This is a genomic window from Actinomadura montaniterrae, from assembly GCF_008923365.1.
In the GTDB taxonomy this organism is placed as follows: domain Bacteria; phylum Actinomycetota; class Actinomycetes; order Streptosporangiales; family Streptosporangiaceae; genus Spirillospora; species Spirillospora montaniterrae.
Genome location: NZ_WBMR01000099.1, coordinates 1 through 11,861 on the forward strand (window position 1 = coordinate 1; position 11,861 = coordinate 11,861).

General features: G+C 72.2%; 10 protein-coding genes and 1 riboswitch. Of the genes, 9 read left to right on the top strand and 1 reads right to left on the bottom strand.

The window, feature by feature from the left end; all coding sequences use genetic code 11:
- Positions 1-101: 101 nt before the first annotated feature.
- From F9B16_RS28390 to F9B16_RS28430, 9 genes are all read left to right on the top strand, one after another.
- Positions 102-2,087: a right-handed parallel beta-helix repeat-containing protein gene (locus tag F9B16_RS28390; RefSeq protein WP_151543271.1), complete on the top strand. Its 1,986-nt coding sequence runs from the start codon at positions 102-104 to the stop codon at positions 2,085-2,087.
- Positions 2,088-2,143: 56 nt separating this feature from the next.
- Positions 2,144-3,301, top strand: a complete 1,158-nt coding sequence (locus F9B16_RS28395; protein WP_151543272.1) for a right-handed parallel beta-helix repeat-containing protein — start codon at positions 2,144-2,146, stop codon at positions 3,299-3,301.
- Positions 3,302-3,337: 36 nt separating this feature from the next.
- Complete coding sequence (locus F9B16_RS28400; protein ID WP_192809035.1) at positions 3,338-4,501, top strand: NosD domain-containing protein; 1,164 nt, start codon at positions 3,338-3,340, stop codon at positions 4,499-4,501.
- Between the two features lie 49 nt (positions 4,502-4,550).
- Positions 4,551-5,879 carry a UDP-glucose dehydrogenase family protein gene (locus F9B16_RS28405; RefSeq protein WP_151543274.1) on the top strand — a complete coding sequence of 443 codons (1,329 nt, stop codon included), beginning with the start codon at positions 4,551-4,553 and terminating at the stop codon, positions 5,877-5,879.
- Positions 5,880-5,964: 85 nt separating this feature from the next.
- Positions 5,965-6,030: riboswitch (guanidine-III (ykkC-III) riboswitch) on the top strand.
- 31 nt (positions 6,031-6,061) lie between these two features.
- Complete coding sequence (locus F9B16_RS28410) at positions 6,062-6,385, top strand: DMT family transporter (protein ID WP_151543275.1); 324 nt, start codon at positions 6,062-6,064, stop codon at positions 6,383-6,385.
- Positions 6,386-6,458: 73 nt separating this feature from the next.
- Complete coding sequence (locus F9B16_RS28415; RefSeq protein ID WP_225992008.1) at positions 6,459-7,271, top strand: sporulation protein; 813 nt, start codon at positions 6,459-6,461, stop codon at positions 7,269-7,271.
- A 78-nt stretch (positions 7,272-7,349) separates the two neighbouring features.
- Positions 7,350-8,819 (top strand): hypothetical protein, encoded by a 1,470-nt coding sequence (locus F9B16_RS28420; RefSeq protein ID WP_151543276.1) that lies wholly within the window; start codon positions 7,350-7,352, stop codon positions 8,817-8,819.
- A gap of 97 nt (positions 8,820-8,916) precedes the next feature.
- Positions 8,917-9,672 (top strand): SDR family oxidoreductase, encoded by a 756-nt coding sequence (locus tag F9B16_RS28425; protein WP_151543277.1) that lies wholly within the window; start codon positions 8,917-8,919, stop codon positions 9,670-9,672.
- 100 nt (positions 9,673-9,772) lie between these two features.
- On the top strand, positions 9,773-11,176 hold the full coding sequence (locus tag F9B16_RS28430; RefSeq protein WP_151543278.1) for a hypothetical protein: 1,404 nt from the start codon (positions 9,773-9,775) through the stop codon (positions 11,174-11,176).
- Between the two features lie 51 nt (positions 11,177-11,227).
- On the opposite strand, the gene F9B16_RS28435 is transcribed toward F9B16_RS28430, so the two are convergent.
- Entirely contained in the window at positions 11,228-11,848 is a 621-nt protein-coding gene (locus F9B16_RS28435) for a rhomboid family intramembrane serine protease (protein ID WP_151543279.1), read from the bottom strand.
- Positions 11,849-11,861: the final 13 nt, after the last annotated feature.

The following is an 11,861-nucleotide window of genomic DNA, read 5'->3' on the forward strand; positions in this document are numbered from 1 at the left end:
CTCGTCGCAGACGACCGGCCCGCGCCCGGTGCCGCCGCCGGCGACGCCGCCGCACCCGACGCCGCGCGGCGGCGTCCCGCAGCCGCAGAGGGGGGTCTGACATGAGCGGGCCGACACCGGCCGCCGGGCCGGCACCTGCCGGGCCCTCGGGTCCGCGGCACGGCGCCGCGCCGGAGAAGAAGAAGGGCGGCGCCGGCAAGGTCGTCGCGACGCTGCTGGTGCTGGGCCTCGCGGGCGGCGGCACGTACGCCTACCGCGTCTACTCCCAGCAGGACGGCGGGCTGCCCGGCGTCGACGACGTGGCGCCGAGCTCGGCGCGGCAGCAGTCGACGCTGGTCGACCAGGAGGACCTGCGGGTCATGCAGATCCGCGCCAAGCAGGAGTCCGACCTCGCGGGCGGCGGCGCGGCCGCCGCCGCGGCCCGCCAGCCGCGGCTGATGACCTCCGCCACCGGCCGGACGCTGATGCTGCCGCAGCGCCGGCAGCCCTACTACGTGTCCGAGCTGCAGAAGCTCGCCGGGCAGGACTTCCAGAAGCAGAGCGACGGCTCGTACCTGCTCAGCGTCAACGTCATGGTCGCGGCCGGCGGCAAGCTGATCCTGCAGAGCTCGACCGGGCCGCTGACGATCCGGATGCGCAGCGTGCCCGGCTCGTTCACCTCGATCGTCAGCGCGGGCGGCACCGTCCGGATCAACGGGTCGGCGCAGAACCCGGTCCGCTTCACCAGCTGGAACGACGACACGAACAAGCCGGACACGCAGGTCGCCGACGGCCGCGCCTACATCCGCGCCATCGGCGGCACGTTCGAGATGCACTACACGCAGGCGTCGAACCTCGGCTTCTGGAGCGGCCGGACCGGCGGCGTCGCGCTGACCGGCTCCGACCGCCCGGACTCGTCCGCCGAGCTGGCCGACGCCGGGCCCGCGCACCGGGTGCAGCTGCCCGACGGCCAGCAGGAGGCGACGCAGGGCGACCGGCAGCGCGTCCAGGTCACCCCGGCGGGCGCGGCCGGCAAGGGCGGCACGTTCGAGGTGCCGACGGCGAGCCTCGTCAGCGGGACGATCGACCACTCCAGCTTCGACGGCGACGCCTACGGGGTGTTCGTCACCGCGTCCAACCAGGTGCAGATCACCAACACCGACATCAAGAACAGCCTGGTCGACGGGGTGCTGCTGCACCGGTTCGCGAAGAACGCGACGATCGAGAACACCACGGTCACCGCCAGCCGCGGCGACGGCTTCGTGCTGTCCCGCGGGACCGAGGGCGTCCGCGTCACCAACTGCACGTCGAACGAGAACGGCGGCAACGGGTTCACGCTGAACGGGGAGCCGCTCGCCGAGGGGCCGTCGGCGTCCGGCGAGGCGATCACGAGCTTCGGCAACAACCTGGTGAGCAGCAGCGTCGCGCGGAACAACAAGCGGTACGGGGTGGAGCTGCTCGGCGGCACCAGCGTCGCCGTCCAGAACAGCCAGATCAGCGGCGGCGACATGGGGATCGTCGCGCGCGAGAAGGGCACCCGCATCCAGATCGCCGGGAACCAGGTGAAGGGCTTCGCCCGGCAGGGGATCGTGGTGCGCGACGGGATGACGGCCGCGACGGTGTCCGGCAACGTCATCACCGGCGGGAAGACGGCCCTGTACCTCCGGGACGCCAACGGCGCGTTCAACGGCAACACGGTGCAGTCGGCGCACCGGCACGGGCTGACGCTGCGCGGCAACGTCGGCGGCACCGTGATCACCGGGAACACGCTGAGCGGCGCCGGCACGAGCGTGATGGACGTCGACCGGGCCACCGGCAAGTACCAGAACGCCAACAACAACATCAAGGGATGGCACAAGACCGCGGGCTTCACGACCTGGCTGAAGCGGATCTTCAAGCCGCTGAACGTCATCTGGGGCGGCGTGTTCCTGCTGGTCGCCGTCTCCATGTTCCGGTCCCGTGGCACCCGGCTGCGCATCGGCAGCCTCGGCGCCCACCCGTACGCGGCGCAGGACAAGCTCGAGGAACGGCCCGTGCGGCTGCTCCGCCGCGCCGATACCGTCCCCTCCCAGGACGGTCAGCGGGTCGGTGCGCGCGCGGGGCGGTAGCCCGGCGCCCACGCGGCACGACGCACCAGAGCGGTCATCCAAGGAGTAGTTCGGCAATGACGATCAAGATCGATGTCAAGTTCATCATCGGCCTCGCGGTCGGCGCGCTGGTCGCGGCGGGGCTGGTGCTGATCTTCACCACCGGCGGCGGCGGGGGCGACTCGAAGAAGACGTCCGCGGACGGCAAGATCAGCCCCGTTCCGCAGAACGGCGGCGACCAGGGCGGCGACGAGGGCTCGGGCGACGGGGACGGCGACGGCGGCTCGGGCGGCGGCGCGCAGGCCGGCGCGCCGCTGACGCTGCCCGTCCCGGACGGCGGCGGGAAGGTCGCCTGCCCGAAGCCGACGAAGACCGTCAGCGACGCGAACTCGCTCCAGCAGGCGCTCAAGGGCGCGCAGGCCGGCGACGTCATCAAGATGAACCCGGGCAAGTACGTCGGCAAGTTCGTCGCGACCGCGTCCGGCACGCAGCAGCAGCCGATCTTCCTGTGCGGGGAGCAGGGGTCGATCATCGACGGCGGCGGCGTGAAGAAGGGCTACGGCTTCCACCTGGACAAGGCGAACTACTGGCGGCTGATCGGCTTCACCGTGCAGAACAGCCAGAAGGGCGTCGTCGGCGACACCACGAACGGGTCGGTCGTGCAGGGCCTGACGGTGCACGACATCGGTGACGAGGCCATCCACGTGCGGGACTTCTCCACCGGCAACACCATCCAGTACAACAAGATCTTCAACACCGGGCTGCGGCGCGAGAAGTTCGGCGAGGGCGTGTACCTCGGCACCGCGCAGTCCAACTTCAAGTCGGTCTCCGGCGGCAAGGTCGACAACAGCGACAACAACGTGGTCCGCGGCAACGTCATCCGGGCCACCGCGGAGGCGATCGACATCAAGGAGGGCACGAAGGGCGGCAAGATCCTCAACAACGTGTTCGACGGGTCGAAGACCGGCGGCGACAAGCACAACGACTCGTGGGTGGACGTCAAGGGGAACGGCTACCTGATCGAGGGCAACAAGGGCGACAAGACGCCCGCGGACGGCTTCCAGGTGCACCAGATCATGGACGGCTGGGGCACCGGCAACGTGTTCCGCAACAACACGATCAACCTGGACGGCGGCAACGGCGTCGGGATCAACGACACCGTCGGCGGCAACACGATCGCCTGCAACAACAAGGTGTCCGGCGGCCAGCTCACCAAGAAGGGCAAGTGCTCCTGACGCGCGGGGGCGCGTGAACGGGGACGGGGGTGAACAGTGAAGATCGATGTGAGGTTCGCCGGGGTGCTGGTCGTGGGGGCCGTCGCCACGAGCGCGGTGGTCGTGCTGGCCACCCAGGGCGGCGGCGGCAAGTCCAAGGACACCGCGGGGACCGACCCGTTCCCCGGGGCGGGGCAGGCCACGCCCGCCGGCACGGGGAACGGTGCGGGCGCCGGGGCGGGCGCGGGCGCCGGGTCGGGTTCGGGGTCCGGCACGGGCGGCGGGATCGGGCAGCCCGCGCCGGCGATGCCGCTGCCGTCGTCGTACCGGCGGATCGCGTGCCCGAAGGCGACGGTCACCGTACACGGCCCCGTCCAGCTGCAGGAGAAGCTGAACACGGCGGCGCCCGGTGACGTCATCCGGCTGGCCCCCGGCCGGTACGCCGGGCAGTACTCCAGCCAGAAGTCCGGCACCCCGGCCAAGCCGATCTTCGTGTGCGGCACGCCGCAGTCCGTGCTGGACGGCGGCGCCGTCACCAAGGGCTACGGCTTCCACCTGGAGAACGCCGCGCACTGGCGGCTCATCGGCTTCACCGTCACCCGCAGCCAGAAGGGCGTCATGCTCGACGGCACCAGCGGGACGGTCGTGCAGGGGCTGAACGTCCACGACGTGGGCGACGAGGCGATCCACCTGCGCAACTTCAGCACCGGCAACGCGGTGCAGTACAACACCATCACCCGCACGGGCCGCGGCAACCCGCGCTTCGGCGAGGGCGTGTACCTCGGCTCGTCGCACAACAACTGGGGCCAGCTCACCCAGGGCAAGCCGGACGCCAGCGACGCCAACCTCGTCGCCGGGAACCGGATCACCGCCACCGCGGAGGCGGTGGACATCAAGGAGGGCACGTCCGGCGGGCGCCTCGTCGGGAACGTCTTCGACGGCTCGCAGCTGTCCGGCGGCGGCGTCAACGACTCGTGGGTCGACGCGAAGGGCAACGGCTACGTCATCGAGGGGAACCGCGGGACCAGGACGGTCAAGGACGGTTTCCAGACCCACGAGGAGTACAAGGGCTGGGGGACCGGCAACGTCTTCCGCCGCAACGTCATCGACCTGGGCGGCGCCAAGGGCGTCGGGATCTTCCTCGGTTCGGACGGCAACACGGTCGCCTGCGACAACAGGGTCTCCGGCGGCGAACTGATCAACAAGGGCAAGTGCTCCTAGAGCCATCGGGAGTCGTCTCTTCCGTCAGCTGTGAAGAAGGAGAAGTGCAATGAACCCGACGGAGTCCCCGCGGCTCACCGTCATCGGCACCGGCTACCTCGGCGCCACGCACGCGATCTGCATGGCCGTGCTGGGCTTCGAGGTCCTCGGCGTGGACGTCGACCAGCGCAAGGTCGACAGACTCGCGTCCGGTGAGGTGCCGTTCTTCGAGCCCGGCCTGCCGGAGCTGCTCACCAAGGCGCTGGAGTCCGGGCGGCTGCGCTTCACCACCTCCTTCGAGGAGGCCGGCGAGTTCGGCGACGTCCACTTCCTGTGCGTGGGCACGCCGCAGCAGCCGGGGTCGGACGCCGCCGACCTCACCTACGTCGAGGCGGCGGTACGGGCGCTCGCCCCGAACCTGACCCGGCGCGCGCTGGTCGTCGGCAAGTCGACGGTCCCGGTCGGCACGGCGAAGCGCATCACCGGCGTCATCCACGACCTCGCCCCGGCGGGTGAGGAGGTCGAGCTGGCGTGGAACCCCGAGTTCCTGCGCGAGGGCTTCGCCGTGGACGACACGATGCGCCCGGACCGGCTGGTGTTCGGCGTCGCGTCCGACTGGGCGCTGGAGCGGCTGGAGGCCGCGTTCAAGCCGATCCTGGACCTCGGCACCCCGGTGGTCCGCACCGACCTCGCGACCGCGGAGCTGGTGAAGGTCGCCGCGAACTCCTTCCTCGCCACGAAGATCTCCTACATCAACGCGATGGCGGAGGTCTGCGAGGCGGTCGGCGCCGACATCAAGCACCTCGCCGACTCGCTCGCCCTCGACGACCGGATCGGCGGCAAGTTCCTCAAGCCGGGCCTCGGCTTCGGCGGCGGCTGCCTGCCGAAGGACATCCGGGCGTTCGCGCACCGCGCGGAGGAGCTCGGCGTCGGGCAGGCCGTGTCGTTCCTGCGCGAGGTCGACGACATCAACCGGCGGCGGCGCGCCCGCACCGTCGACCTCGTCCGGGAGATGCTCGGCGGGATCTCCGGCAAGCGGATCGCGGCGTGGGGCGCGGCGTTCAAGCCGAACTCCGACGACATCCGGGACGCGCCCGCGCTGGACGTGGCGCGGACCATGCACGGGCTCGGCGGGCACGTCCGCGTGTTCGACCCGGCGGCGCTGGACAACGCGCGGCGCGCGTTCCCCGAGCTGCGCTACGGCGACAGCGCGCTGGACGTCGCGCAGGACGCCGACGTGGTCGTGCTGCTGACCGAGTGGTCGGACTTCAAGGAGATCGAGCCGGACGCGCTGGCGCAGGTCGTCCGGCACAAGCGGATCGTGGACGGCCGGCACGCGCTGGACGCCGCGAAGTGGCGCTCGGCGGGCTGGGAGTACCGCGCGCTGGGACGCTCCTGAGGCCGCGTTCCGCGCGCCCGCACGTTCCCGCCGGTGACATGGGCCACCGGCGGGAACACCCCGCACCGCGGGGCCGTTGACGCGGACGAGGGCCCCGGGCGGGCCCTCCCGGACGAGGTGCGCCGTACCCGGAAAGCGAAGACGACGCGTGACCGTGCCGTCTCACGCATCCGGGAGTCACCATGGCGTGGATCCTCGTCATCCTCGCGGGCCTGTTCGAGGTCGCGATGGCGCTGTGCCTGAAGGCCAGCAAGAATTTCTCCGAGTGGCTGCCGTCCGCCGGGTTCCTCGTGTTCGCCGTGACCAGTTTCGGCCTGCTCAGCCACGCGCTGAGGACGCTGGACGTCGGCACCGCGTACGCCGTCTGGGTCGGGATCGGCGCCGTCGGCACCGCCGCGCTCGGGATGCTGGTCATGGGCGACCAGGTGTCCGCGGTGAAGATCGGCGCGCTGCTCTGCATCATCGTCGGCGTCGTCGGCCTGAACCTGGCCGGTGGGGGCCACTGATTCGCCTTACGACCTGCCATTAAGGAACGTACTCTCCCGTAAGCGCGTCTATGGGACGACGGGAGCACCGGGGGTGCTCGACACACAGGAGGACGGGACCTTGGTCTTCAAGAAGCTGCGGCAGGCGATGGGCATCGGCGGGCCCTCGATCGAGACGACCCTGCACGACCCGAACACCACCCCGGGCGGGGTCGTGACAGGCGAGGTCGTCATCATCGGTGGCCAGTACAACTCCGACATCAAGTCGGTGAACCTCGCGCTGCGCACCCGGGTCGAGGTCGAGACCGACGACAGCGAGTACACCTCCAACATCGAGTACGCGAAGATGCCGGTCGCGGGCGGGTTCAAGCTGGAGGAGGGGATGCGGCACAGCGTCCCGTTCCAGTTCCCGATCCCGTGGGAGGCGCCGCTCACCCACATGTACGGGCACCCGCTGCACGGCACCACCGTCGGCATCGCCACCGAGCTGGAGGTCGCGGGCGCGCTCGACCCGGGCGACCTCGACCCGATCGCCGTGCATCCGCTGCCCGCGCAGGAGCGCATCCTCGCGGCGTTCTCCAACCTCGGCTTCCACTTCCGCAACGCCGACTGCGAGAAGGGCCGCATCTGGGGCGTACACCAGGAGCTGCCGTTCTACCAGGAGATCGAGTTCCACCCGCCGCACCAGTACGGGCACGGCATCAAGCAGCTCGAAGTGACGTTCGTGTCGTACCCGCAGTCGATGGAGGTCGTGCTGGAGCTGGACAAGCGCGGCGGCGTCTTCACCGAGGGCCACGACGCGTTCAGCCGCTTCACCGTCGACTACGCGACCGTCGAGCACACCGACTGGGAGCGCGAGCTGGACGGCTTCCTCCAGGAGGCCGGCCGCCGCCGCGGCTTCTTCTAAGCCCTGACCTGGGGGGACGACGCGGACCCCCGCCGCGGTGTTGATCGCGGAGGGGGTCTCCGCGTAGAAAGGGTTCCCGTGTCCCGGCCCCCCAGCGAACCCCCCGGCCTCAGCGCCGCCGAGCGGCGGTTGTGGGCCGCGTTCCCGACCGGCGCCCGCGTCGTCCTCGGCGACGACCGCCCCGCCGGGCCGCTGCCCGAGCGGATCGTCCGGGCGGAGGTCATCAACCGGCTGCTGCTGGGCGCGGCCGAGACGCGGTCCGGGGCCGTCGCGGCGGTCCGGCTGCGCGGCGCGTACGTCACCGGCCGGCTGGATGTGTCCGGCGGCACCGTCGAGCACGAGCTGCGGCTGGAGCGGTGCCGGCTCGTCGAGGAGCCGCGGTTCGCCAACGCCCGCACCCGGCAGCTGCGGTTCGGCGACTGCCGGATGCCGGGCTTCGACGGCGGCGGGCTGCAGGCCGACGGGTACCTCAGCCTGTCCGGCTCGGAGATCGAGGGCGAGGTGCGGCTGCCGCGCGCGCAGCTGCTCGGCGGCTTCCGGATGAACGGGACCCGCATCACCGCGTCCGCGCCGGACAAGTGGGCGCTGTTCAGCGGCGGCCTCGTCGTCGACGTCGGGATGTTCGCGCAGCACGCGCACATCACCGGCGGGGTCCGGCTCGTCGGCGCGAAGATGAACGGCGGCCTGTTCATGCAGGGCACGACGCTGTCCAACCCGGGGCGGATCGCGCTGGACGCGCAGAACATGGTGGTCGAGAACACCGCCGAGTTCAGCGCCGGCTTCCACGCGGTCGGGACGGTCCGGCTGCGCAGCGCGAGGTTCAACGGCATCCTGTCGTTCTCCAAGGGGCTGCTCGACTCCGGCGACCCGGCGCGGATGGCGCTGCACGCCAGCCACATGGTCTGCGACGAGCTGCTGCTGTGGCCGGCGGAGAAGATCAAGGGCCGGGTGTCGCTGTCGTTCTCCCGGATCGACCTGATCATGGACCATCCGTCGATCTGGCCGGACGAGCTGTACCTGAACGGCACGACGTACCAGACGCTGCGCGGCGGGGAGTTCAAGGACCGGCTGAGCTGGGTGTCCCGCGACCCGGAGTTCCACCTCCAGCCGTACGAGCAGCTCGCCGCCTGGTACCACGGCATCGGCCACGACGACCTGGCCCGCAAGGTGCAGCTCGCGAAGCTGCGCGCCCGCCGCCGCAAGGCGAGCCCGATCAACCGCGCGTGGAACCTCGTGCTGGACTGGACGGTCGGCTACGGGTACCGGCCGTGGCTGGCGTTCGCGTGGTTCGCGGTGCTGCTCGCCGTCGGGACGGTGGTGTTCTCCCTCGACCATCCGAAGGGGATCAAGCAGCCGGCGGAGCAGCCGCACTTCCACGCGCTGGTCTACAGCCTCGACCTGCTGATCCCGATCGACACGTTCGGGCAGCAGCAGGCGTTCGACCCGCAGAACTGGTCCCGGTGGGTCGCCTACGCGCTGATCGCGACCGGGTGGGTGCTCGCGACCGCGCTGATCGCCGGCGTCACCCGCGTCCTCCGCCCGAACTGACGCCCCGCCCCGCGCGCACCGGCGCCCCGCCGCGCCCGAACCGGCGCGGCGCCCCGCGCGTCCATCGGGGTAGGGAGATCGAGGAGAATGGGGCCCCATGGGCACGTATCTGATCACGGGGGCGACCGGCGGCATCGGGACCGCGGTCGCGGAGCTGCTGCGCGAGCGCGGGCACGACCTGGTCCTCACCGGCCGCTCCCCCGACCGGCTGGGCGAGCTGGCCGGGAAGCTGCGCACCGGCGCCGCGCACGCCGCCACCCAGTCCATCGCGATCGCGCCGGGCGCGCCGCCCGCCGCCGCGCCGGGCGCGTCCATCACGACGGTCCCGCTGGACCTCACCGAGCCGCGGCGGATCGAGGCGGTGCTCGCGGGCGCGGAGCTGCCGGGGCGGCTCGACGGCGTGATCCACGCGGCGGGTGTCGTGCATCTGTCGCCGGTCGCCGAGCTGGAGGCGGACGAGTGGATGGACCACCTGTCGGTGAACCTGGTGTCCGCCGCCGAGGTGACGCGGCTGCTGCTGCCCGCGCTGCGCGCGGCCGGGGGGCACGTGGTGTTCGTCAACTCGACCGCGGGGCTGCGCGCCAACCCGGAGTGGTCGGCGTACGCGGCGAGCAAGTTCGGGCTGCGCGCGCTCGCCGACTCGCTGCGGGCGGAGGAGCCGTCGTTGCGCGTCACGACGGTCTACCCGGGGCGGACGGCGACGGAGATGCAGCGGAGGGTGCGCGCGCAGGAGGGCCACCCGTACGCCGAGGACGACTTCGCCGCGCCGGGCACCGTGGCGCGCGTGCTGGTCGCCGCGCTGGAGACGCCGCGGGACGCGGTCGTATCGGACGTGACCGTCCGGCCGAACTAGCGGTTTTCCGGACGACCCGGGACCTATAGGGATGTCCAATTATTTCCGATAGATCCGCATAACTCGCTTGCCGTGCGGGCGGGCGGGCAGTGGTCGGGTCGTGACGCAGAGTTACTCACGGCCCGAGGACGCCGGCCGCCGGATCCCCGGCGACGGCCCCGAACCCGGCGGGACGCACCAGCCGCCGCCCCGCATGCCGCGGACCTGGCGCCGCCGATGGCTCCCGGCGCTGTGGCCGTCCCGGCAGGTGCGGTTCGCGGACGTCGCCGCGCCGGGCCCGCTCGACCGGCCCGGGGCGCGGATGGCGTTGCTGCTCCTCGTCGCGGTCCTGCTCGGCTCCGGGCTGTGGCTGCTGCGCTGGTCGGGGAGCGCCGCCACCGCCACGCCTGACACCTTCTGGTACGCGCGCGACGCGCTCCGGTACGCGGGCTGGTCCGCGCCCGCCGCCGACCGCGGCGCAGCGGAGATCACCTGCGACGCCCTGATGCGGGGCACCCCGCGCCCGGCGGGGAGCCGCGCCGACTGCGTCCGGTACCGGGCCGCGCTGCCCGGCGCCGCGCCGGCCCGCTTCCAGCGGATCTTCACCTCGCGTCCCGGATACCCGCTGCTCACGGTGCCGTTCATCCGGGTGATGGGGCTGTCCGGGTTCGCCGCCGGGACGGCCGCGCTCGGGGTGGCGTGCGGGGTCGCGGCCGTCCTGCTCGCGCTCGCCGTCGGGCTGCGGCCCGTCCAGGCCCTGGCGGCGGAGGCCCTGTTCTACCTGCTGCCGACCGGTTTCTGGGCCAGCCGCCTGCTGGCCGAGGCGCCCATGCTGCTCTGCGTGACGGCCGCGCTCGCGGGCGCCGTGCTGGTGCTGCGCGGACGCGCGGTGATCGCGGGATCGGCGCTGCTGGCCTGCGCGCTCGCGGTGCTGTGCGTCGTCAAGCCCGCCAACGGCGTCGCGCTGGCCGCCGCGCTCGCGGCGGGCGCCGTGCTCCTGCTCCCGGTCTTCGCGTCGCGGCGGACGTTCCTGGCCGTCGCCGGCGTCGCGGCACTCGTGCTCGCGGGCAACCTGTGGATCAGCTCCGCCCTGCACCTGCCGGGCGTCCACGAGACGCTCCAGGACACCTTCACCCGGCATTTCCGGCATCCGGACGTGCCCGACCCGTGGCACCGGCTCTCGGACGCGGCCGGGGACCTGTGGAGCGGCGACATCGGCCCGGCGATGCTCGAGAACCCGCTGATCCCGGCCGCGTTCCTGTTCGCCGCCGCCGGGCTGGTCGCCCGCGTCCGCTGGGACGCCGCCTGGCCGCTCGCCGCCGCGGGCCTCACGGGCGCGGCCGTCGCGTCGATGCACCCGCTCGTCGACGAGATGCCGCGGCTGGCCGTGGCGGCGTGGATCCCCGTCGCCTTCGGCCTCGCCGCCCTCATGGCCCCGGCCGCCACCGAACGGCTCGACGAGCCCGTCGCCGCCCGGCCCCGGCGCGTCGAGGCGGAGACCGCCGACCTCACCCCCGGCCGGTGACCGCGGCCCTCGCTCCCGGCCGGTGACCGCGGCCGGTGGTGAGCGCGGGCCTCAGATGCCGCGGGTGACCGCCGGCGGCTCGACCCGGCTCCGGCGCAGGAACCACGCGCCCAGCACGCCGCCGATCAGCCCGAACAGGTGGCCCTGCCACGAGATCGTCGGGTCGTTCGGGACCACGCCGACCAGCATCGTCCCGTAGACCGCGACCACCAGCACCGCGATCACCACGTCCAGCACCCGCCGCTCGAAGATCCCGCGCCCGACCAGGTAGCCGAAGAACCCGAAGATCAGGATGCTGGAGCCGAGCGTGTTCGCCGAGCTGAAGAACCACACGCCGAGCCCGCCCACCACGATGATGATCAGGCTCGCGGCGAGGAACTTCGCGATGCCGCGCGCCGCCGCGATGAACCCGAGGATCACGAACGGGATCGTGTTGGCCATCAGGTGCGGGAAGCCCGCGTGCATGAACGGCGCGGTGAAGATGTCCGGAAGGTCGTCGACGTCGTGCGGCTGGATGCCGAACTGGTCGAGCGCGCCGTTGTCGAGCACGTCGACACCCTCGAGAATCCACATCACGACCGTCACCGAGCCGATGAGCACCGCCGCCGACAGCGCGCGCGTGCCGGCCTTGACGAGCCCGTCGGAGCGTTGCCTGTCGGGGGTGTAGCTCATGTCGCCACCGTAT

What these genes read in the sequence shown, in the direction of transcription:
- F9B16_RS28410 (WP_151543275.1), top strand. Translation starts at nt 6,062, where the DNA reads ATGGCGTGGATCCTCGTCATCCTCGCGGGCCTGTTCGAGGTCGCGATG.
- F9B16_RS28395 (WP_151543272.1), top strand. Translation starts at nt 2,144, where the DNA reads ATGACGATCAAGATCGATGTCAAGTTCATCATCGGCCTCGCGGTCGGC.
- F9B16_RS28390 (WP_151543271.1), top strand. Translation starts at nt 102, where the DNA reads ATGAGCGGGCCGACACCGGCCGCCGGGCCGGCACCTGCCGGGCCCTCG.
- F9B16_RS28425 (WP_151543277.1), top strand. Translation starts at nt 8,917, where the DNA reads ATGGGCACGTATCTGATCACGGGGGCGACCGGCGGCATCGGGACCGCG.
- F9B16_RS28435 (WP_151543279.1), bottom strand. Translation starts at nt 11,848, where the DNA reads ATGAGCTACACCCCCGACAGGCAACGCTCCGACGGGCTCGTCAAGGCC.
- F9B16_RS28405 (WP_151543274.1), top strand. Translation starts at nt 4,551, where the DNA reads ATGAACCCGACGGAGTCCCCGCGGCTCACCGTCATCGGCACCGGCTAC.